This window comes from Gleimia coleocanis DSM 15436 (assembly GCF_000159015.1).
GTDB classification, from domain to species: domain Bacteria; phylum Actinomycetota; class Actinomycetes; order Actinomycetales; family Actinomycetaceae; genus Gleimia; species Gleimia coleocanis.
Genome location: NZ_DS999543.1, coordinates 240,301 through 261,056 on the forward strand (window position 1 = coordinate 240,301; position 20,756 = coordinate 261,056).

19 protein-coding genes are annotated in these 20,756 nt (G+C 47.9%); 10 read left to right on the forward strand and 9 right to left on the reverse strand.

What is annotated here, in order from left to right:
• The first annotated feature begins 13 nt into the window (after nucleotides 1-13).
• From HMPREF0044_RS02885 to hpf, 6 genes are all read left to right on the forward strand, one after another.
• Nucleotides 14-373, forward strand: a complete 360-nt coding sequence (locus HMPREF0044_RS02885; RefSeq protein WP_006546607.1) for a DUF3499 family protein — start codon at nucleotides 14-16, stop codon at nucleotides 371-373.
• Nucleotides 374-429: 56 nt separating this feature from the next.
• Nucleotides 430-1,113, forward strand: coding sequence for an MtrAB system response regulator MtrA (mtrA, locus tag HMPREF0044_RS02890; RefSeq protein WP_006546608.1), 684 nt, complete (start codon nucleotides 430-432; stop codon nucleotides 1,111-1,113).
• Nucleotides 1,110-2,747: an MtrAB system histidine kinase MtrB gene (mtrB, locus tag HMPREF0044_RS02895; RefSeq protein ID WP_006546609.1), complete on the forward strand. Its 1,638-nt coding sequence runs from the start codon at nucleotides 1,110-1,112 to the stop codon at nucleotides 2,745-2,747. The genes mtrA and mtrB overlap by 4 nt, the downstream gene beginning before the upstream one ends.
• Nucleotides 2,737-4,389: an LpqB family beta-propeller domain-containing protein gene (locus tag HMPREF0044_RS02900; protein WP_006546610.1), complete on the forward strand. Its 1,653-nt coding sequence runs from the start codon at nucleotides 2,737-2,739 to the stop codon at nucleotides 4,387-4,389. The genes mtrB and HMPREF0044_RS02900 overlap by 11 nt, the downstream gene beginning before the upstream one ends.
• A gap of 63 nt (nucleotides 4,390-4,452) precedes the next feature.
• Complete coding sequence (locus tag HMPREF0044_RS02905; RefSeq protein WP_006546611.1) at nucleotides 4,453-5,175, forward strand: ComF family protein; 723 nt, start codon at nucleotides 4,453-4,455, stop codon at nucleotides 5,173-5,175.
• Nucleotides 5,176-5,350: 175 nt separating this feature from the next.
• Nucleotides 5,351-6,001 (forward strand): ribosome hibernation-promoting factor, HPF/YfiA family, encoded by a 651-nt coding sequence (hpf, locus tag HMPREF0044_RS02910; RefSeq protein ID WP_040312756.1) that lies wholly within the window; start codon nucleotides 5,351-5,353, stop codon nucleotides 5,999-6,001.
• A gap of 149 nt (nucleotides 6,002-6,150) precedes the next feature.
• Here the strand turns inward: hpf and secA are convergent, their stop codons facing one another.
• The 3 genes from secA to HMPREF0044_RS08280 form a co-directional block, all read right to left on the reverse strand.
• Nucleotides 6,151-8,880: a preprotein translocase subunit SecA gene (gene secA, locus HMPREF0044_RS02915; RefSeq protein ID WP_006546613.1), complete on the reverse strand. Its 2,730-nt coding sequence runs from the start codon at nucleotides 8,878-8,880 to the stop codon at nucleotides 6,151-6,153.
• A gap of 154 nt (nucleotides 8,881-9,034) precedes the next feature.
• Complete coding sequence (locus HMPREF0044_RS02920) at nucleotides 9,035-9,550, reverse strand: Rv3235 family protein (protein ID WP_006546614.1); 516 nt, start codon at nucleotides 9,548-9,550, stop codon at nucleotides 9,035-9,037.
• Between the two features lie 28 nt (nucleotides 9,551-9,578).
• The gene (locus HMPREF0044_RS08280) at nucleotides 9,579-10,343 is read right to left on the reverse strand and encodes a LysM peptidoglycan-binding domain-containing protein (RefSeq protein WP_006546615.1); all 765 of its coding nucleotides are present in this window, start codon (nucleotides 10,341-10,343) and stop codon (nucleotides 9,579-9,581) included.
• A 139-nt stretch (nucleotides 10,344-10,482) separates the two neighbouring features.
• Here HMPREF0044_RS08280 and HMPREF0044_RS02930 point away from each other — a divergent pair, with 139 nt between their 5' ends.
• The gene (locus HMPREF0044_RS02930; protein ID WP_006546616.1) at nucleotides 10,483-11,004 is read left to right on the forward strand and encodes a hypothetical protein; all 522 of its coding nucleotides are present in this window, start codon (nucleotides 10,483-10,485) and stop codon (nucleotides 11,002-11,004) included.
• Here HMPREF0044_RS02930 and HMPREF0044_RS02935 read toward each other — a convergent pair.
• Nucleotides 10,993-11,208: a helix-turn-helix domain-containing protein gene (locus tag HMPREF0044_RS02935; protein WP_006546617.1), complete on the reverse strand. Its 216-nt coding sequence runs from the start codon at nucleotides 11,206-11,208 to the stop codon at nucleotides 10,993-10,995. The genes HMPREF0044_RS02930 and HMPREF0044_RS02935 overlap by 12 nt on opposite strands.
• Before the next feature lie 97 nt (nucleotides 11,209-11,305).
• On the opposite strand from HMPREF0044_RS02935, the gene HMPREF0044_RS02940 reads away from it, so the two are divergent.
• Genes HMPREF0044_RS02940 through HMPREF0044_RS02950 form a run of 3 tightly spaced genes read left to right on the forward strand, consistent with a single transcriptional unit; the run spans nucleotide 11,306 to nucleotide 13,588 of the window.
• The gene (locus tag HMPREF0044_RS02940; protein ID WP_006546618.1) at nucleotides 11,306-11,941 is read left to right on the forward strand and encodes an SAF domain-containing protein; all 636 of its coding nucleotides are present in this window, start codon (nucleotides 11,306-11,308) and stop codon (nucleotides 11,939-11,941) included.
• Nucleotides 11,942-11,943: 2 nt separating this feature from the next.
• Complete coding sequence (locus HMPREF0044_RS02945; RefSeq protein WP_006546619.1) at nucleotides 11,944-13,152, forward strand: CpaE/TadZ family protein; 1,209 nt, start codon at nucleotides 11,944-11,946, stop codon at nucleotides 13,150-13,152.
• Nucleotides 13,153-13,156: 4 nt separating this feature from the next.
• On the forward strand, nucleotides 13,157-13,588 hold the full coding sequence (locus HMPREF0044_RS02950) for a DUF6912 family protein (protein WP_006546620.1): 432 nt from the start codon (nucleotides 13,157-13,159) through the stop codon (nucleotides 13,586-13,588).
• Nucleotides 13,589-13,632: 44 nt separating this feature from the next.
• Here the strand turns inward: HMPREF0044_RS02950 and HMPREF0044_RS02955 are convergent, their stop codons facing one another.
• Genes HMPREF0044_RS02955 through HMPREF0044_RS02975 form a run of 5 tightly spaced genes read right to left on the reverse strand, consistent with a single transcriptional unit; the run spans nucleotide 13,633 to nucleotide 20,722 of the window.
• On the reverse strand, nucleotides 13,633-16,584 hold the full coding sequence (locus HMPREF0044_RS02955; RefSeq protein ID WP_006546621.1) for an AAA family ATPase: 2,952 nt from the start codon (nucleotides 16,582-16,584) through the stop codon (nucleotides 13,633-13,635).
• A complete protein-coding gene (locus HMPREF0044_RS02960) occupies nucleotides 16,571-17,740 on the reverse strand; it encodes a metallophosphoesterase family protein (protein WP_006546622.1) in 1,170 nt (389 codons plus the stop codon). Before HMPREF0044_RS02960 ends, HMPREF0044_RS02955 begins: the two co-directional genes overlap by 14 nt.
• A gap of 39 nt (nucleotides 17,741-17,779) precedes the next feature.
• On the reverse strand, nucleotides 17,780-18,835 hold the full coding sequence (rsgA, locus tag HMPREF0044_RS02965) for a ribosome small subunit-dependent GTPase A (RefSeq protein ID WP_006546623.1): 1,056 nt from the start codon (nucleotides 18,833-18,835) through the stop codon (nucleotides 17,780-17,782).
• On the reverse strand, nucleotides 18,828-20,216 hold the full coding sequence (locus HMPREF0044_RS02970) for a 3-phosphoshikimate 1-carboxyvinyltransferase (RefSeq protein ID WP_006546624.1): 1,389 nt from the start codon (nucleotides 20,214-20,216) through the stop codon (nucleotides 18,828-18,830). The genes rsgA and HMPREF0044_RS02970 overlap by 8 nt, the downstream gene beginning before the upstream one ends.
• Nucleotides 20,213-20,722 carry a hypothetical protein gene (locus tag HMPREF0044_RS02975; protein WP_006546625.1) on the reverse strand — a complete coding sequence of 170 codons (510 nt, stop codon included), beginning with the start codon at nucleotides 20,720-20,722 and terminating at the stop codon, nucleotides 20,213-20,215. The genes HMPREF0044_RS02970 and HMPREF0044_RS02975 overlap by 4 nt, the downstream gene beginning before the upstream one ends.
• Between the last annotated feature and the right edge of the window lie 34 nt (nucleotides 20,723-20,756).

Sequence of the window (20,756 nt, forward strand, 5' to 3'; positions counted from 1 at the left end):
CTAGAAAACCCACATGCCAACAACTATCCTAAAAACTATGAAAGCCCATCGACAGTGCGTCCATTTTGGTTGTGAGGAAAGAGCCGTCGCAACCCTTACATACAACTATGCTGAAGCCACTGCCGTATTAGGGCCACTTCCTCCGGAAAAAGCCCCGTACACGTCAGAGTTTTGTGAACATCATGCGAATACTTTTACAGCACCAAATGGGTGGCAAGTAATTCGCCTTGCATTCAGTACCGAACCTCCAGAACCCACAGAAGCAGATATTTCCGCTTTGGCAGAAGCTGTGAAAGAAGCGGGACGGAAAGCTCGGATTGGTTTACCGCGAGACCCGTGGCGTACACAACTGAGTGTGAAAACCTACGAATAAAGAAAACACAGCCCAAACCACCCTCAAAAATACTTTTTCGTGACAAAATTGTAACCATGACAGCAAAAGTTTTAGTCGTAGATGACGATACCGCCCTCGCCGAAATGATTGGCATTGTATTAGAAACCGAAGGATACAATGTTGACTACTGCCATTCCGGAGACGCTGCCTTAGAAACTTTTGCAGCCACTCAGCCAGATTTAGTTCTCTTGGATGTTATGCTCCCGGGAATGGATGGTATTGAAATCTGTTCGCTGATTCGTCAAAAATCTGACGTTCCCATCGTGATGCTCACTGCTCGTTCCGACACGGCTGACGTAGTTGCTGGTTTGGAAGCCGGAGCAGATGACTATGTGCCAAAGCCGTTTAAGCCAAAAGAACTGATTGCGCGGGTTAAAGCCCGCCTGCGTGGTCGAGAAGAAACCACGGAAGAACACGTTCGTCTAGGGGACCTAGTAGTTGACGTATCCGGACACCACGTTACCCGTGCAGGTCAGCCTATTCAGCTCACCCCACTGGAATTCGACCTGCTGGTAGCCCTCGGTCGATCCCCTTGGAAAGTCTTCTCACGCGAAGAACTCCTTGAAACTGTGTGGGGATACCGCCATGCAGCTGATACACGCCTAGTAAACGTACACGTACAGCGTCTGCGAGCAAAAATTGAACGCGATCCGGAACACCCAGAAATCGTTATTACGGTTCGTGGTGTCGGATACCGAGCTGGGGCTGCTATCTCTTGAGTGAAGCAGCTGAACAACCACAGGTTTCACGTTTAGCCACCACCATACTTAAACTGCGGAAGCTACTGAAAGAGTCTCTCTCAGTACGCGTCTCAGTGGGCATGGCAGTTATTGTCATGACCATTCTGTCACTCCTTTTCGTAGGTGTAACCTACCAGGTAAGAAACTCCATTTACGAGCAGCGTAAAGAACAAATTATTGACGACGCTTCCGTAACTATTAACCAGGTACAAACTGCTTTCGAACAGTCCACAGCCACAACTACTGACCAAGTGCAGAACCTCGCTAACCAGCTGGTGTCCTCACTACGATCGACAAAATCTGGCTCAGGCGTTGTTACTACTATGCTGCTACGCTCACCGGATGCACCCACTACCTTTGCTATCAACGAACTTATTGACCGCGATTTGGTAGATGTGATTACCCCGGAAATGCGGGCGGAAATGGCGAAAACTAAGGGGCAGTTCTACCAATCTGTAGCTATTAAAGATAGTGCAGGAAACGTTACACCTGGAATCGTCGTAGGCGCGACGGTGATCCTCCCACTTGCCGGTCCCTACGAGCTGTATTCGGTTTATTCTTTACAACACGAAGAAGACACTATCTTAGTAATGACGCAAAGCCTCGTGTTTGGTACTATTCCGGTTGTAATCTTCCTCGGTGGGGGAATCCTGTGGGTACTTTTCGATATGCTCCGTCCGGTACGCGTTACCGCGCAGGCAGCTCGAGAACTCGCTAAAGGTGACCTAAGTGTTCGGGTGGAACCCCGTGGTGAAGACGAGATGGCACAGTTAGGCAAATCCTTCAACTACATGGCACAGTCTCTGTCGAACCAAATCGCGGAATATGATGAGCTTTCCCAACTTCAACAACGTTTCGTCTCGGATGTTTCTCATGAACTCCGTACACCATTGACTACCATTCGGATGGCGGAAGAAATAATCTACGACGAACGCGACACGATGAGCCCACTGGTAGCTCGCTCAGCTGAGTTACTGCACAGCCAGGTTGATCGTTTTGAAAAAATGCTTGCAGATTTGCTGGAAATTTCGCGCCACGACTCCAATACAGCTCAGTTAGATGCAGAAGATACTGACTTCAAAGAACTCGTCCGCAAAGTAGTGGATGCGGACAAGGTACTTGCTAAAAAACTTGGCGTTAAAGTCACTATTAAACCCACCACGCAACGCTGCGTCGCCCACATTGACTCCCGTCGAATTGAACGCGTCCTGCGGAACTTCCTGGTTAACGCGATTGAACACGCGGAAGGCAAACCCGTTCAGATTGAGATTGCTTCAACTGAACAGGTAACTAGCGTCCGTGTCAGGGATTTCGGGGTTGGCATGACCCCTGAAACCGCTGCCCGTGTATTCGATCGTTTCTTCCGCGCTGACCCAGCCCGTACGCGCACCACGGGTGGTACTGGGCTGGGGCTATCAATCGCGGCTGAAGACGTGGCCTTACATAACGGTCGCATCGAAGCTCACGGTGAACTGGGACAGGGAAGTGCATTCATGGTCAGTGTCTCTCGGAAACCGGGGATGACCGTCACCGAACCAGCTTTGTTGCTGTGGGAAAACTACACGCAAAAACAAATTGAAGAGTTTGTGAAAGAGGTAAGTAATGAAGACTAAACTAAAAGTTTTCGCTGCCGCCCTCGGAACTATTCTCTTTGCTAGTGCCTGCCAAACCCTGCCAACCGCAGGACCCGTAACCCCTTTTGAACTGCAGGAAAATACTTCCGCATCCCTGGTTCTAAAAGGCTTTGGTCCAGTTAAAGATGCCGAGCCCGACACCATTGTCCGTGACTTTTTGCGCGCTACCGCTGCTGGCTGGTCAGATGATTTCCAAGTTGCCCGTTCCTACCTTACTGAAACGGCAAAGAAAACCTGGAAACCAGACACCGCGGTATACGTATACTCTGATGATTACACTCCGATAATTTCCTACAATGGGGAAAGTAAAATCACTGCCGCGACACGTATCCACGCATCTGTGGCGAAAGACGGCACCTACGGGATTGAAAAAACTAACTCGGTTTACACCTCTGATTTTGAACTCGTTAAAGACGCGCAAAACCAATGGCGCATCAAAGGCTTGCCTGATGGCGCGGTGATCTCAGAATCCTCCTTCCGCGCGGCCTTCCAATATAGCTCAGTATTTTTCCCAACCACGGATAAACGCACCCTGGTAGCTGACCACCGTTGGTTTCCTCGGCGTCGATTAGCCTCATACCTAATGCAGGCGATTCTAGCTGGACCATCAGCAGGAATCGCACCCGCAGTTATTAATGCAGCTCCCGAAGGGGCTGTGCTGCCACTCCAAAATGTCGAAGTAAATGATTCTGTTGCGGAAGTCGCGATAGAGGGGACCGGCTTAGGCACAGAAGAAGCACAACTGCTTTTCAAATGGCAAGTAAACGCTACCTTGTTGCAAGTACCAAGCGTGTCTGAAGTGCACTTGCGCGTCAATGGAGTACTGGTGACTGAACAGCCAGTTCCAACGGGACCACAATGGGCACTCGATAATATTGTGAGCGTCGGAAAAGACGGTCTTATCCGTGAGCGTGATAGCAAGAAAGATATTGTAGTTTCCGCAAGTACACTGGGGGAGGAACCAGTAAGTTTCCCTACGCGCGGGCCTTTAGAAGATTCATTAACTGCTTATATTCAATCTAACTCTAAACTGGTTGTGGTCGCGCGTAATGCGCAACCGGTGGAGATTTATACTGCTGATAGTTTAAGCGCACCTTCTGTTGATCGAGCTAACTGGACGTGGACGGTAGTTAAAGGGAAAATCGTTGTCGTTCGGTCGGGGACTGACCCGATTGTGTTTGAGTCTCCCTGGGGAGCTGAGGAGCTGATTACCGCGGTGCGGGTGTCTCCTGATGGAGCGCGGCTCCTGGTGCAACGTGGGGGAGATGCTCCTAGTGTGGGGATTTTACCCATTCGCAGAAATGTTGATGCGCGGCCGGTTTCACTAGGCGAGATTGAGGTTTTAAATAGCGGTACTGCCCGCGTTTTGGATGCTACGTGGGTGGGGAATGCGACGATTGCGATTTTGCAGGCAGAGGCCGTTAATCGGTACGTGTTGATTGCCCATTTGGGTGCGGCGGCAGAGAAAATTCGGGCTCCTGAGAAAGCTGTGCGAATTTCTGGTGGCGCGTCAGAGCAGTTCTTGCAGATTGAAACTGACGAGGGTAAGTATTTCGTGCGTTCCGGGTCATTATGGAATGCGTTGGTTTCTGACGTAAAGTACCGGGCTTTCCCACATTAGAAGTACACCTCGGGTTATCCACAGGGGGTTTTATGGGGTTTTCTGTTGTGAGAACCTGAATGCGTGCAGTTTAAAACCTGGGTGAACGAGTTTCTTGATTTGCTTTTCCCTACGCAGTGTGTGGTTTGTGGTGAGTGGGGGCAGGGGCTTTGTCTGCGTTGCTTTGCTGGTTCTATTTCTGGTTTGCGACGGTTTCGGTTTGCGCTGGATGCGGGAGGTTTCTTACCGGGGTTGTCTTTAGGCTCTTATGTGGGGGATCTACGTTCGTTGATTTTAAGTGCTAAGCACGATCGTGTTTTAGATTTTTCCATTTGGCTGGAGGCAGTTGGAGAAGTTTTGGGAGTGGAGTTAGCGCTGGATTTAGATCCTTTAGATGAGGTGGTGGTAGTTCCTTTGCCTTCGCATTGGCAGCGTGTTTGGCGGGGAATGTTGGTGACTCCGACTTTGGCAGAGGGAGTGGCACGGGGGTGCGACTCAGCAAATTTGGTTGCGTCGGTTGAAGACGGTTTGTTTTTCTTTTCCGAGGGCGGTCTGTGGACTGCTTTTAAGCAGTTGTGGGGTGTTGGGGGAAGTGGCAGTCAACGAGGTAAAAGTGGGGTGTCTCGGCGTGGAAGTAGGCGTGGAACGATGGGAGTAAGAGGAGATTTTACGGGTAAGAGAGTGATTTTAGTAGATGATGTGGTTACTACTGGCGCGACTATGCGTGAGGGAATGCGCGTGGTGCAGTTAGCTGGTGGGGAAGTGGTGGGAATTATTTGTTTAGCAAATCTTGAAAAGACGCAATAAAGTGACGCGTGCCACCAAAATGAGGTATTATTGAGTATAACCTTCACAGAGGGGTGAAGGAATATTTAAGTGAGGTGATTGCTTAACTGCAAAGCCTGAAACTGTTGTTCTCAGGTATTTTCACTGGATTGGGAAACTCCACCAGGGAGTCCCCTAAAGGATCATGGAGGAAACCATGGATATCACCATTGTTGGTCGTAACGCTGAAATTCACCCTAACTTCCGCGCCTACGTTGAAGAAAAAGTAGCTAAAGTAACGCAGCTATATCCACGGGCTCAGCGAATTGATGTTGAACTCACGCACGAGCGGAACCCACGTCAAGCAGAAACGGCTGAACGAATTGAATTAACTGTTTTTGGTAAAGGTCCAATCATTCGTGCAGAAGCGTCAAGCTCTGACCGTCACGCAGCAGTAGACATTGCAGTAGGAAAACTATTTGAGCGTCTGCGCCGTGCTCGTGACCGCGCTAAGGATCACCGTCGCCGCTACGACACCCCAATCGCAGTTGATTTAGGTGGTATCGTTCCAGACGAAGTTGAAGTAGAAGAAGCCCCGGTTACCGCGGAAGAAAGTCTGCGTTCTGCTGCAGACCTGAAACCAGGTGAAGTACGTGAAGAACAGTTCGGGGATTCTCCAGTAATTGTCCGTCAGAAGCTACATGAGGCAGAGCCGATGACGGTAGATCAGGCACTATACCAGATGGAGTTGGTAGGTCACCCATTCTTCCTCTTCGTCGACGTAGAAACCGGACAGCCATGCGTGGTTTACCACCGCGAAGGCTGGACCTACGGTGTGATTCGCCTGAACACGGTGGTAGCATCGTAACCTAACTGTCTCAAAACTCCATTTCATTTCATTTCAAAAGGTTTGAGGTTGCAACACTGTGGTTGCGACCTCAAACCTTTTATTTGCTATAGGTTTAGAGGGCTCCACATAAGTGGAACCCCCTAACTAAAAATCAGGAAAACTCTATATCACTTCTTTTTACGGCGTTCTTGACGGTTGCCGCGAGGTTCCTCAGCAGTCTCAGCAGGACCAGAGGTAGTGAGCTTACCCAAATGTTCCTTACCAGTGTCGCCCATAATGTCTGCAGCGTTAGGGGCAGCCAAGTTCTTCTTTACTGCCTCTTCCTTAGCGGCTTGCAAAGCAGCTTCTTGCTGCTGCTGGTAGGCTAATTCGAACTGGCCGGCGAAAGAGAAAGCCTGAGTTACAGAGTCTTCTCGAATGTTTTCCATCATGGCAGAGAACATCTGAGCGCCTTCTTCGCCGTATTCAACCAATGGATCACGCTGACCCATGGCGCGTAGGCCGATACCTTCCTTTAGGTAATCCATCTCGTATAGGTGTTCACGCCAGAGGCGGTCCACGGTAGCCAAGACTACTCGGCGTTCCAGAACACGCATAGGTTCTTTACCTAGCTGTGCTAGTGCCAAAGGATTCTGGTTTAAGCGTTCTTCTAAACGTTCGTATTCTGCTTTAATATCTTCGGTGTATTCGAAAATGAAGTCCTCGGCAGAAACGACACGCTCGCCACCAGCAGCATCCATAATCTGCTGTGGAGTGATAGAAGCTGGGTAGACGCTACGTAATGCTTCTGACAGTGCTTCATAATCAAGTTCATTAGTTTCAGAGTTAAAGCTCTGGTTCACTACGTTGGCGATGATAATTTCCATGAAACGTTTCATCTGAGGTTCCATGTTTTCGCCGTTTAGAACTCGCTGACGTTCACCATAGATAGTTTCACGCTGACCAGTCATAACGTCGTCATACTTCAAAACATTCTTACGAATCTCAAAGTTACGACCTTCAACCTGTGCCTGTGCGGAAGCAATAGATTTCGATACCATCTTAGATTCGATTGGGAGATCTTCTGGGTAAGCTCCGGAAGCCATAATGCGCTGAGCTAAACCAGAGTTAAACAGACGCATTAAGTCATCTTCCATGGACAGGTAGAAGCGGGACTCGCCCGGATCACCCTGACGGCCGGAACGACCACGCAGCTGGTTGTCAATACGGCGGGATTCGTGACGCTCTGTACCCAAAACATACAGACCACCGAGTTCCAAAACTTCATCATGTTCAGCTGCTACAGCATTACGAGCACGCTCTAATGCCAGTGGCCATTCTGCTTCGTATGCTTCTGAATCCTCTTTTGGATCCAGCCCCTTAGAAGCCATTTCGGCTACAGCTAGGTGTTCGGGGTTGCCGCCCAGCATAATGTCGGTACCACGACCAGCCATGTTCGTAGCTACCGTGACAGCACCCTTACGGCCAGCCATAGCAACTACTGCAGCTTCACGCTTATGCTGCTTAGCATTCAGAACTTCGTGTGGAACTCCGCGTTCTTTCAACATGCGAGAAACTAGTTCGGATTTCTCAACTGAAGTAGTACCAACCAGTACGGGCTGCCCCTTACGGTGGCGTTCGACAATGTCTTCAATAACCGCACGCATCTTACCTTCAAAGGTTGGGAAGATAAGATCTGGCTGGTCTTTACGAATCATTGGACGGTTCGTAGGGATTGGAATAACACCAATCTTGTAGGTGGAGACGAATTCAGCAGCTTCCGTTTCTGCAGTACCAGTCATGCCGGAACGAGAGCCCTCAGGGTAGAGACGGAAATAGTTCTGCAAGGTGATAGTTGCCAGAGTCTGGTTTTCAGCCTGAATCTTAACGTTTTCCTTGGCTTCAATAGCCTGGTGCATACCTTCGTTGTAGCGTCGGCCTGGCAGAACACGACCGGTGTGTTCGTCGACAATAAGTACTTCACCATCGGCCACGATGTAATCGCGGTCGCGCTTGAAAAGTTCCTTAGCTTTCAAAGCATTGTTGAGGAAACCAATCAACGGAGTGTAGGCCGCATCGTAGAGGTTTTCAATGCCTAACTGATCTTCGATGAATTCAATACCTGGTTCTAAAACACCGACAGTGCGTTTCTTTTCATCAACTTCATAGTCGGTGCCAGCTTTCATCTTTAGCACTAGCAGGGAGAAAGTTGAGTACCAGGCGTTTACGTCGCCGGTTGCAGGGCCGGAGATAATCAGTGGGGTGCGGGCTTCGTCAATCAAAATGGAGTCAACTTCGTCGACGATTACGAAGTTATGGCCACGCTGAACCATTTCTTCTGGAACCTGCGCCATATTGTCACGCAGGTAGTCGAAACCGAACTCGTTGTTAGTGCCATAAGTGATGTCGCAGTTGTACTGCTTGCGACGCTGATCTGGAGTCTGTCCAGCTAGGATACAACCACAAGTTAAACCTAGGTAACGGTATACGCGACCCATGATGTCGGACTGGTAGGAAGCCAGGTAATCGTTGACGGTAACTACGTGTACGCCATCTCCAGTTAGTGCACGTAAGTAGGAAGGCAAGGTAGCTACCAGGGTCTTACCTTCACCGGTTTTCATTTCCGCAATGTTGCCTTGATGAAGGGCAGCACCACCAATTAGCTGGACGCGGAACGGGCGCATTCCCAGTACGCGAGCGGAGGCTTCACGAACGGTTGCGAAAGCCTCTACCAAAAGGTCATCGAGGGTTTCGCCTGCTTCCAAACGTCCCTTGAATTCTGCAGTTTTGCCGCGTAGCTGCTCTTCAGAGAGTGCTTTAAAATCTTCTTCTAGTGCTTCAATCTGGTCGGCTAGCTGTTCAAGCTTTTTGAGGGCGCGACCTTCGCCGATTCGTAGAATCTTATCGAAAATAGACACGTTACTCCAATGTCGTTTCTAGTGGCCCGCAGGTTGTGGGTCTACGAAGCACTAATTTAATAAAACATAGTCCCTTTCATTGTAGAGGTTTTCTATATTCTCTGGGAGGTCAGGGCATAAGAAAAACCTTGAAGGTAATCTGAGTCACTTAGTTTTAAAGGGCTTCAATCGCGGTGACTAGCCATTGGTTACGACGTGCTTCTAGCCGTACGCATACCGCGTGAGTAGTGCCTGTGATGAATACTGAGTGAGTGGTTTCAATAACATGGTCATTCACCACGCATACGCGGCTAGAAAGAACTTTAGCTGCACTGGTTTTGGGTGGTTTTCCGGAAAGACGCTGGTTTAGTTCAACGCGGCGGGTTAAGGCTTCGAAAATACGGTCATCAAGCCAACGTTCTAGTTGCTGGACCGGGCGTCGCCCGCTCATTACTTCTAATAGGGCGGCCGCGATTGATCTGGACCAGAGTTTAGGGTCTGGAAGGTGTCGCACGGTTGCGCTGTCTGGGTTGGGGAAGAGATTGTGAATGCTACGCAGATTGGTGGGGAGGGTAGCGTAGTCCCAAGAAGCATCTAGATTGTACCATCTTGAAGCTCGTTCGCATTTTTTGGTTGCGGCGAATGGTCGGCGAGTGCGATGCATAGTGGAAGCTACAACTAATGGATTCATGGGAGTTCCTTTCGACTTTGAAAAGAGTTCAGTGTGTGTGAGTGGAAGGCAGGGTTAGAACTTGTCCGGGGAGAATTAGGTTTGGGTTTGAGCCAATAATTTCTGCGTTGGCTTTCCAAATTTGGTGCCAGTATTCGTTGATTTTACTGGCGTCGGTAGAGGCTAGTTGGGAGGCTGCAATATCCCACAGGCAGTCACCTTCGCGTACCGTCCAACTGGTCGCTGGGGTTGATTCAGGTGTTGTGTTGGTAGGGTTGGTGGTTTCCGAGGGCGTATTGTCTGAGCTTGTTGAGCTGGTAGTTGGCTGCGCGGTTGGGGAAATGCTGGGGACGGTGGTTGTGGTGCCCCAATGTAAGTCTTCCGCCGGGGTGGTAGTTTCAGAAGCGAAGGCTGGTGAAATGCTAGTTGCTGCCAGAATTGTAGTAGTTACGGTACGTAACAGTAGTTTTCGAGCGCTTGGCGCACACCAAAGGGACTTGCTGAATGAGTGCAGATTGACTCTGTAACCCAAATGGCTCATGGTGACAGCGCCAGCCGCACTTAGGTGTGAGACGCAAATCCAGAAGCTTATGAGCATTACCAAGAGTGCTGCTAATACGAGAGGCAGTAGTAATAGGTTGGAGCCGGTGGAAATTGGCTGGTTGAAAACCGCTACGGGATTAGCTGGCAGTAGCGGTTGAATTTCTAGCAGGGTGAAGCCGGCTAAGCCGGTGGTAGCGGCAGAGAAGACAATAGCTAGGAATGATTTGCGGTAGAAACCAAGTAGGCTAACGGTGGAGGGGAGAGTGTTCATTTTGCTACAAACCTTATCAGTTCATATTAGTTCGTATCGAATAATATAAATATATATAAGTTACTCTGTAGCGTCAATAGTTAGTCTTTTGTTATGAAAAAAGCTTGGAAACCCAAATGAAATCCGCTTGAATCAAACTATGCATATCAAATTCATCATTGACCAGCTCGAAGCAGAACTACTTGCCCAACACCGTCAAGCAGAACTTCTAGAAGCAGCTGAAATCGCTGAAGGAGAAATAGCGCAAATTTATTTGCAAGACAGACTGCAAAGCGCCCTCGGAAAAGAAATCTCCGTATACGGAAACGGAGTAGAACCCCTTAAAGGGATAGTGCAAGAAGTCGTAAAAAACTGGATTCTGCTTAAAATTGCTGGTGTTGAAGAACTCGTAAATCTCTCCACCTGCAGCGTAATTGAAGGACTCGGTGGCAATAATAAAACCCCTGGCCTGCTTGAAAAACGCGCCGAAATACAACAAATCCTACGTAGAATCGCACGCTCACGCAGCAGAGTAATGCTAAAGCTAACGAATGGAACAAACCTCAGCGGATACTTAACCGCAGTTTACAAAGACCACCTAGACTTTGTCACAGAACAACCGCAACGAAACCTAACGATTCGTACAGAAATCGTGTTCTCAGTGCGACTACTAGGCCTGTAACTCACCGGACTTAATCCGCTGGCGAGTCAGCTCATACTGACGCTGAATAAAAGCCTCAAGCTCAGTTGCCTCAACTCGCCACGCATTTTTACCGCCAATCTGAATAGCAGGTAAATCACCAGAATGCACCAACGCACGGGTAGCGGACATACTAATATTCAGTACTTCAGCTACATCAGCTAAGGTGTAAAAACGAGGGTTCATACCTAACAGTATGCCTTAAAAGCGTCAGTCTGTAACAGTTTTTACTACTTCCTGTGGATAACCCCCAAAGAAACATAGTTTCAGGCATGATAGAACTATGATTCTCTCTTCCAAAACTAAAGTGCATACAAATACAGCCAAAGGTAAGCGAGTACTTACCGATCCAAAATTCTTAATCGGTGTTTTCCTCATCATCATCTCAATCAGTCTTACCACCCTGCTCATCAACAAAGCCCGCGGTGGTCAAGAATACTATGAAGCCACCAAAGATATCCCCGCCGGACAAATCATCACTTTGAGCGACCTGAAAGTCATCTCAGCAAGAGTCGACGGCGATGCCTATCTAAGAGCCGGGCAACTAACAGAAAACACCCTGACCACACGAACCATTAACAAAGGTGAAATGCTACCCAAAGCCGCCCTCGTAAAAGAAAATTCCCAAGCATATCGTCAGATAGTCATAAACGTAACCCCGAAAATTCCCACCTCAGTTAAAGTCGGGTCAAAAGTAGAACTCTGGGTAGTCCCTGAAGAAAACGGAAATTCACCAGAACCCAACAAAGCACAGCGCCTGAGTGAACAGGTAATAGTCTACAATCTGCCGGAAAGCCAAAATCGGATACTTACTGAAAGAGCGCAGGCAGTGGAAATCTCTGTCCCCGAAGCAGAACTCCCAGTAATTCTTGAACACGCGAATAACCAGCACCAACTAGTATTAGTACCCAAAGGCTGAACATGAGTAGCGAAAACGTAGTCGTCTGGGTCAGGCAACCCTACGAACCTGAAGTCATTAAAGAACTTAACAAACACAGCGGCAAATACACAGTAATAAAACGCTGCGCAGATGCTGCTGACGCGCGCGCCACAATCCAATCAGGAACTAGCCGCATTCTCATTGCTGATGCAGACGCACACGGACTAGACGCACAGTTCCTAGACGATATGAACGCAGCCGAAGTATTCACCCTGCTGCTTGTAGAAAATGCTCTAACTACTCGTAACCGAGGGGAATCCGCGGTCTGCGAATACGGAAACCCAGCCGATATTATAGAGACTCTTACACTAGGGATAAAAGAAAAGCTCTTCGGAATCCTAACGCCAATAGAACATCCTGAAACGCAAAATGAAGCACCCCTAGACGGAAAAGTAATTGCTTTTTGGGGAACTCACGGAGCCCCCGGAAGATCTACGATCGCACTGAACTTCGGGTACCAATGGAGTAGCGAAAAACAACCAGTAACCATCATTGATGCTGACCTGCAAGCACCCTCATTACTACAACTAGCCGGAGAAGCTCCCGGGGGAGCCGGACTGGCCGCAGCCCTGGGATTACGTAACCGCGGTGAGTTAACCGTCCAGAACCTAAGCGAAATGATGCTGCCAATCAGCGATAACTGTCAGCTACTGCCAGGACTCACCAGAGCCGACCGTTGGAGGCAAGTAACTTCAGAAGGGATTCTTGAACTTATAGAAATCCAGAAGAAGCAAGCAAATCTAGTTTTAGATTTAGGCGCAGGGATTGGAGATACAGATCCAGCACAACTCAGTTTTGTTCCCTCAAAAGAAGATATTAACCTGCGCCTGTTGCAAGAAGCTGATGTTGTCATACTTATAGCAAAAGCAGACGCCGTTGGCCTAACTCGTTTGGGGTATATCTTAGATGATTGCGCCGAAAATGATATTCAGATAGACATGATATTAATAAATAGGGCGAAAATCAGTGGGAAAGATCGAAAACTTAAACAATCTATTCACCGCGTGCTAAATACTATTGCGGCAAATATTCCGTTTCTAATGCTTGAAGAAACTAGCGAACTTGAAGAAGCGGTCTTAAAAGCACAACCACTGGTACAGCTTGCTCCGCACAATAAATTCGTACAGGCATTAGATAGTCTAAAAGACTATCTAGAAAATACACTCTTATCGAAAACAGTGGCACAATGAAAGTATGCGCGTATTTATTCCAGCGACCCTAGAAGACTTGTTCCTAGAAAAAGTACCAGCCCGGCAAGCAGTCGTTCCTGAAGTTACCTTGACTGGGGCTGAGGCGGTTGAGGTAGCCGACTTTGAAGCAACTGAAGATGCTTCGATTCTTTCCCTAGAATTGCTACGCGAAACTGAGCAAAAACCAGCCCGCCGGGTAGTTCTTGCAGCAGATGTGAAGAATCCCGATGAGGTGTTGAACGGACTTAATTGGAATAAGGTTAAAGCTATTTTAGTGGACGGTCCGGAAGCTGAACCATTCGTTGAAACCGTATATGCGGCACAAACCCAGGACGAAGCTGATGAGGCAGTCTCAGAAGTTCTCGAGTACATTTTAGAATGGTACGCGTTGGAAGAAAAGAAGCTACTGCAACGCTTGGTAAAAACCGAAGTTTAAAGTTTTGGGGCGGTCCTTAGGGCCGCCCCAAAGACTATTTCACGTTAGGAATATACCCGCAGCGTCGAGCCACCCTCAGAACGTGGGAAAACCTCAATTCCATCGGAAATACGACGACGTAGTTCTTCAACGTGAGAAACAATCCCAACAGTGCGACCGCTTTGGTTAATTTTCTTAATCCCCTCTAGAACCTTATCTAACGTTTCGGGGTCAAGAGTTCCGAAACCTTCGTCAATGAGCATCGAACGGAAATCAATTCCACCTGCTTCTGCCGATACAACCTCTGCCAAACCAAGGGCTAAAGCAAGAGAAACATAGAAGGTTTCTCCACCGGAAAGAGTTTTGGAAGGACGTTGCTGGTCAGTTTCGCTGTCGTAAACAGCGATGCCTAAACCGCCGTGACGTGCCTGTGAATTAGCGTCATCATCGACACGTACCAACTTGAATCGAGATCCAGAGAAACTTGCGATGAAAGGATTGGCGGCAGCAATAACTGCTTCAAAGCGTTCCATTAAAACCCATGTACTTAGGGGAATCTCAACTCCAGTGACAGTTTTAGCTCCAGCAGCAAAAGCACTTAAACGGAGAACCACACCATTGCGTGCTTCCAAATCACTAAGCTCTGCCAGTAAATTATCTAACTGTACTGCCTGATTTTGAACCTGCTTGAGCTCAGCCGTAGCTTCGGCTTGCAGAGCATAGAAGTTATCTTGTTGTTCCTGTAGTGACGAAATTACAGTTTTGAGATGTTCTAAATCAGGTAGCTCACGGACTGTCTCTAGAACTGAGCGCAGCTCTAAGAAACGGGTTTTAACCTGCGCATGTTTAGCATGAAAACTAGCAACTAGCTGGAGTTTTTCATCTAAAGGTTCCACTGCTTCAACTGCTTGTTTAGCTTCATTAACTGAAGAGAAAACAGACTCAGTGAGGGCTTGTTGCAACTCTGCTTCTGTCTGCGACGCTATTTCAGTTAAAGACTGTAACTGGGATAGCAGGTTAACCAACGCCCGTAGCTTAGTTACCTCTGCAGATAAAGATTGAGTTTTAGCCACTAAATCTACTTCAGATAAACCTAACGTAGTGGCTTCAGCTGTAGCGATTTCAGCTTCTAAACTTGTGATGGTTTTTTGGATTTCTTCACTACGGACCTTCGCCAAGGAAACCTGTTGCCTAATCTCGGTAAGCTGTGCAAGAGCTGCATCATAGTCTGATTTTGCCTGCAATACAGCTGCTTCTTTAGCTTGGAGGTCACGCAGAAGTTGTTCGCGTTCAGCGATACCATCCTCTAAGTGCAAACGCATAGCACCGGCTTGCTTATTAAGTTCAGCAATTTCAGTATTTAACTGAACGTGCTTATCTTGAGTTTTTTCTAGCAGTAGTTTAGCTTCATTTTCAGCTTCCGCTACTTCTGCTAACTGCTGAGTGCTAACTGCTTCGCAGTTACTTTCCATAGCTAAAGCAGGGTGTTCAACGCTGCCGCAGACAAAGCAGGCTTCACCGTCTTTTAGTTGAGTAGCTAAAGCGCCAGCAGTATTTTCTTTCCAGCGTTCCCAAATGACTTGGCTTTCGCGTTTGGCAGATTCTAATTGGCGGACTCGCGTACCGATTAACTCAGCACATTCCACGAGCTCTTTTCGCTTTTGATCTGCTAAATCCACAAATGCTAAGCGGTTTTTAAACTCCGTAAGTTGCTCTGCGACTAAAGGAAGCTGCGTTACTTCAGCTTCCAACTCAGTAATGTTTTTAAGCTGCTGTTCCATTGGTGCAGCAGCCATTTCTAAAAGCTGTTCCTGCTCAGATACAGTCGCTTTGAGTTGGGCGACTTCTGCGACCTTATTGACAAGAGTCTGGCGTTTTTCATTAAGTTGCTTTATCACTGCCAGCTGTTGCGTGAGAGTAGCTTCCGTCTGAGTTTTTTCTGTAAGCAACGCTTCCGCAGATTCCCAAGCAGTGTTTACCGTTTCCTCTAAGTGGTAGTCACATTCAGCCTCTAGACGAATATGTAGGCTCTGCAAATTGGTCTGCGCTTTTTCAAACGCTTCAGCCACGCTTAAAACCGGTTGCGCTTGCCGGGCTAGTTCAATAGTTTCAGCAAGTTCTTGCATTTCGGCGACCCGTTGATTAAGTGAAGCGTACTCTGCCTCTACCAGAGTGAATTCAGCTTGTAACCCCTTTAGCTCAGAAACTTCGGCGTAAGTAAACTTAGCTTCCCGAAGTAGCGTTTTCGTCCCGTGTAATAAAGCGGTCTGGGTCGAAACCTCTGCTTTTAGATTCTTTAGTAAAGAATCTACTTCAACAGAAATAACTGTAGCGTCTTGGAGATTATTTTCAGCACCCAGAATAGTAGCTGTTAGTTGTTGAGCGCGGAGGCTAGTCTCCTCATATTGAGCGCGAGCTGCCCGCGCTTTTTCTTTTAACTTTTCTGTAAAAGTATTGAAATGCTGGGTTTTGAAAATCTGTTGCAGTAACTGTTTACGAGCATCAGGTGTAGCACGCACAAACTCAGCGAATTTCCCTTGTGGTAGAACTACAGTCTGTAAAAACTGATCAGCTTGAATCCCCACAATTTCGGGAATCAGAGCATTTACATCACGTGGTTTAGCTGCCAGTGGTTCGCGAGAGATTACTTCATCCTCAACTACCACGAGTTTTTCTAACACTGCAGTAGCTGCCGTGGCATTCTTATTCCCAGCTTTCACATAAGCAGGGGAGCGTTGGATCCGGTAGATTCCAGAAGGGACTTCAAAAATAAGCTCAGCGTATGAGTTCATTTCTTTACGGGCAAAGTTAGAACGTAATCGCAGAGAAGAGGAGGTAATCTTAATAGCTGCTTCACCATAGAGAGCGAAAAGTACGGCGTCAATAATCGTTGACTTTCCAGAACCAGTAGCACCTCGTAGTAAGAATAAGCCGGCAGACTCAAAATCCGCAAAACGAATGCGGTGTTCTTCTGGAAACGGTCCGATGGCTGCAAAATTTAACTCAATTAGCCTCATTATCAACCTCCTCTAAACGAATCTGCTCCCAGATTTCTTGCACTAAGGCTTTTTCTGTTGCATCGAGTTCACGTCCAAGCGCTTGCTCAAAGAAATGTTCAGTTATTTCAGGACTAGAAATCGTAGCGTCGGTAGGACGATAAGATTCAGTAATCTGCCCGGTTTCCACGTACTGTAAGTTCATCAGCAACGGTAGTTTTTCTTTAACCCGTGCATAGAGTTTTTCTGGGCGGAGTGGATCAGTAATCTGCACACTGTAATAGCAGTTCTCAGTCGGAAGCTGAGCTTCCTCAAGTTCAGCTAAAGTCCCCTTAAAACTACATAATTTATAGGACTGCGGAATTGGAATTTCAGAGATCTCAACTGTTGAACCAGTGATATCCAACCTGGTAATACTCTTAGTATCACAGGCCTCAGAGAACGAAAAAGGTAGGGGAGAGCCACTGTAGCGAACTACGTAATCGGAAGTGGCTCCCAGAGACTGTGGCCGGTGTAAATGTCCACAAGCAACATAACGAATCTTCCCGGATGGATCCTTAAAGGTATCTGCACCGATACTTTGTACCCCACCCACGGAAATATCGCGTTCAGACTCTGAAATTACGGAACCAGACACGAATGGATGCGCCATCACAATGCCAATCCCCGGACGTTCAGCTAAATCAGTGAAAATACGCTGCGCCGCCGCATCATTAACAGCTTGATGAGAGCGTGCCACAGGGATGTCAGCATTGGGGTCAGAAAACTCGAAACGAGCTAAATCAGGTTCCAAATACGGAATCGGATAAATATTAACCGCAGTATCTGCTTCTAAAACCACTGGAGTACCCGCCTGCGAGTACTTAGAGAAAACCTTGATCTGATCGTGGTAAAGCGCAGTACCATAACCTAAACGAGAGGCAGAATCATGATTACCAGGAATCAAAATCACCTGCGTTAAAGCACTCAGTTTCTGTAATGCCTGATCCATCAATTCTAACGCGCGAATAGAAGCAATCGAACGGTCGAAAATATCCCCGGCAATCAGTACCGCTTCAGGAACTTCTTGGGTTACTAAATCAATAAAGAAATCCAGAAACTGAGCCTGGTAATCCTCCAGAGAATAACCATGTAGCACGCGTCCCAAATGCCAGTCAGCGGTATGCAAAATCTTCATACTAAAATCCTAACTTACCCCACTGACGGCATCGAAAACTTAATCGCGGACAGTTTCCCAAGGCTTTTCTTGAGCAGTCTTCAAACTCTCTAACAGCCTACGAATTGATGCCAGACGATTAGCCCGATAAACAGCGTCAGCTTCATCCGCGCCGGCTTTAACCCAAGCATCTAAACCGCAATCAACTGCAGATTCCAAATGGTTACAAGAACGCGGACAGTCCTCAATCGCATCTTCTAACTCAGGGAAAGCATCAATCACAGTATCTGGTTCAACATGTGCTAAACCAAAACCGCGTATACCTGGGGTGTCGATAATCCAACCGCCCTCGGGAAGCTCCAAAGCAATCATATTCGTCGAAGTATGCCGCCCGCGCCCAGTCACCTGATTAACATCACCAGTTAAACGTTCTGCCTCAGGCAAAATAGCGTTAATTAACGTGGATTTTCCGACCCCAGAATGACCAATCAACACGGAAGTTTGCCCAGAAATTAACTCAATTAGCTTCTCATAACCGAACTGATGCTCGTGCCCCTCCTGGTTTGAAGAAATCACCGTAGTAACCCCCAAGGACTCGCAGAGGGAAATCACATTATCAGGATCGCCTAAATCAGCTTTAGTAAGGCACACAATGGGTCGCATATGCGCGTCATAAGCTGCCACTAAACAGCGGTCAATAAAACCAGGGCGAACCGGCGGATTCGTCATAGCCGTCACGATAACCACGTTGTCAGCATTTGCAACCATGGTTTTCTCACGGCCTTTCGTATCCGCGTCCTCACCTGAGCGACGCAAAACCGAAGAACGCTCGTTCACGGACACAATCCGTGCCAAGGTATCCTTGCGACCGCTTAAATCTCCATTCAGTTTTACCACGTCGCCAACTACGATGGAGCCACGCCCCAACTCACGGCTCTTTACAGCCATTAACAGGCGATCTTCGAAGCGCACATGGTAGCGTCCACGGTCTACAGAGAAAATGAAGCCCTCTGGACAATCCGAATAATCGGGGCGGATTTTCGTGCGGGGGCGTGTTCCTTTTCCAGGGCGAACGCGCACGCGAGGATCATCAGTACCAATATCTCGCTTACTCATTCTCTACCCCTAAAATCAGTTCCTGCCAGATACGCTCAAAATTTGGCATCGTTTTGCAAGTGGTTCCAATATTTTCTACCAGCACCGGTTGGCGTAGCCCCATTAGAGCCGCAAACATTGCCAGACGGTGATCGTTATACGTATTAAGTTTAACCGGCTGGCTACGCTCGCGGGTAACGGCAGGGGCTGCAGGTGGGTGCACGCGCAAACAATCAGGCCCAGTTTCGCATTCTATCCCCAGCTTTCCTAATTCTTTTTCGAGGGCGGTCAAGCGATCCGTTTCGTGACCGCGTAAATGCCCAATCCCAGTGAAAGTAGTCTCATGAGGTAAAAGTGTGGCAAGTGCTACTAAAATCGGGGTGAGTTCCCCTAAAGCAGTGAGGTTCATTTCGAGTGGGGACGTAGAAAAATCAGTGGAAAGGGAAGCTACCCGGTAGTAGCAGTTCTGAGTATCTTCGGTTTTGCTAACTGTAAGTAGTCCAAGTTCAGAAACGATTTCCAAAAACCTAATGCCTACCTGCGTACTTGTTTTAGGCACGGCAGGAAGTTGCAAACTCCCACCAGCGAAAGCTACGGCAGCGATAAAAGGAGCTGCTGAGCTTAAATCTGGCTCCACTATTAGCTCGGGTAGGCGTTGATTGAAAGTGGGCTGTGAAGTAATAGTTGCTGTTGCTTTTAAAGACTTAAGCTCGGAATCAGAAACTAGTGAAACCTCATGACCAAAGGTTTTAAGCGTCGCAACAGTCATGGCAACATGCGGGTGGCTGGGGGATGCCACAGTCTCTATAAAGAAAGTACCCGGAGATTCAGCTAAAAAAGGTAAGGCTAACAGTACCGCGCTAAAAAACTGTGAAGATAGAGAGCAATCAACCTCTATTCTCTCGGGTAGCGTAGTGAGAGGACCAGTTACAGTGAAAGGGAAAGATTCGCCACCACTGAAAGTTACTTTAGCTCCGAAACGTTTCAGTACCTCGAATATTGGCTGCATGGGACGCGCATTAGCTTGTACATCCGCTGTAAAAGTAATGGGTACATTAAATGCCACTGCCAGTAGTGGTAAGAAACGCATTACTGTGCCCGCTAAACCGCACTCAATAGTCACCGGCTCGCGTAAAACGCGGGTAGTAATCGGAGAGACCTCAATCGTTCCATCAGGCAAAGCTAGGAAAGAAGCACCAAGTTTTTCTAAACCCGCCCTCATCAATAAAGTGTCCCTGGACCACAGACAACCCCGCAACCTGCATTTACTTTGCCCGGTAGCCGCCAAAAGCAGAAAACGGTTAGTTTGCGACTTTGATCCAGGAACCTCTAAAACTCCATTGAGGGGACCAACTCTGAGCGGCGCTGGCCACCACAAAACCTGCTGGGAAGCAGAACTCATGCGGAGAAAGAATCCTTTGCAGCCTGCCAACCTTCATTACGAGCTTCAACTAACGCGACCTTTTGATCACGCCAGTTCTGTGCCTTCCAAGCCACCGAAGGTTCCCCTTGGCGGTCAAAAGCAGCAAAAACTAGGCCCGCGAAAACAGCACCATAACGTTCTAAACCACGACGATACTGGTTTCGTTCCTTACGGTCTTCAGCAGTCCAGACAGGATTTTGTACGATAGCCACCGGCAAAGCAGTTAAAGCCAACATAGTGGCACAAGTTCGAGGAGCTTTGCCAGAGATAAAACCAGCTGCCGCCACCAAAGTTGCACAACCCGCAGCCTGAGAAGCCAACTTAGCTTGCTTCTCAGAAAGTTTAGGAGCGCCATGTTTTTCAGCATGCTTATAAAGCTTCAAGAACTTCTTAGCATGATCCTTAGGATTGCGAATAGCATCCACGCTATCAACAACCAAAGGGAGAACTAAAACTGGACGAATAACAGTGCGTAAAATACTCATACCCACATTTTACCGGTATTTCTGCGTTTGCGTA

What these genes read in the sequence shown, in the direction of transcription:
- mtrA (WP_006546608.1), top strand. Translation starts at nt 430, where the DNA reads ATGACAGCAAAAGTTTTAGTCGTAGATGACGATACCGCCCTCGCCGAA.
- HMPREF0044_RS02955 (WP_006546621.1), bottom strand. Translation starts at nt 16,584, where the DNA reads ATGAGGCTAATTGAGTTAAATTTTGCAGCCATCGGACCGTTTCCAGAA.
- HMPREF0044_RS02935 (WP_006546617.1), bottom strand. Translation starts at nt 11,208, where the DNA reads ATGAACCCTCGTTTTTACACCTTAGCTGATGTAGCTGAAGTACTGAAT.
- HMPREF0044_RS02975 (WP_006546625.1), bottom strand. Translation starts at nt 20,722, where the DNA reads ATGAGTATTTTACGCACTGTTATTCGTCCAGTTTTAGTTCTCCCTTTG.
- rsgA (WP_006546623.1), bottom strand. Translation starts at nt 18,835, where the DNA reads ATGAGTAAGCGAGATATTGGTACTGATGATCCTCGCGTGCGCGTTCGC.
- HMPREF0044_RS02950 (WP_006546620.1), top strand. Translation starts at nt 13,157, where the DNA reads ATGCGCGTATTTATTCCAGCGACCCTAGAAGACTTGTTCCTAGAAAAA.
- HMPREF0044_RS02930 (WP_006546616.1), top strand. Translation starts at nt 10,483, where the DNA reads ATGCATATCAAATTCATCATTGACCAGCTCGAAGCAGAACTACTTGCC.
- HMPREF0044_RS02945 (WP_006546619.1), top strand. Translation starts at nt 11,944, where the DNA reads ATGAGTAGCGAAAACGTAGTCGTCTGGGTCAGGCAACCCTACGAACCT.
- hpf (WP_040312756.1), top strand. Translation starts at nt 5,351, where the DNA reads ATGGATATCACCATTGTTGGTCGTAACGCTGAAATTCACCCTAACTTC.
- HMPREF0044_RS08280 (WP_006546615.1), bottom strand. Translation starts at nt 10,343, where the DNA reads ATGAACACTCTCCCCTCCACCGTTAGCCTACTTGGTTTCTACCGCAAA.
- HMPREF0044_RS02940 (WP_006546618.1), top strand. Translation starts at nt 11,306, where the DNA reads ATGATTCTCTCTTCCAAAACTAAAGTGCATACAAATACAGCCAAAGGT.
- HMPREF0044_RS02920 (WP_006546614.1), bottom strand. Translation starts at nt 9,550, where the DNA reads ATGAATCCATTAGTTGTAGCTTCCACTATGCATCGCACTCGCCGACCA.
- HMPREF0044_RS02970 (WP_006546624.1), bottom strand. Translation starts at nt 20,216, where the DNA reads ATGAGTTCTGCTTCCCAGCAGGTTTTGTGGTGGCCAGCGCCGCTCAGA.
- HMPREF0044_RS02900 (WP_006546610.1), top strand. Translation starts at nt 2,737, where the DNA reads ATGAAGACTAAACTAAAAGTTTTCGCTGCCGCCCTCGGAACTATTCTC.
- HMPREF0044_RS02960 (WP_006546622.1), bottom strand. Translation starts at nt 17,740, where the DNA reads ATGAAGATTTTGCATACCGCTGACTGGCATTTGGGACGCGTGCTACAT.
- HMPREF0044_RS02885 (WP_006546607.1), top strand. Translation starts at nt 14, where the DNA reads ATGCCAACAACTATCCTAAAAACTATGAAAGCCCATCGACAGTGCGTC.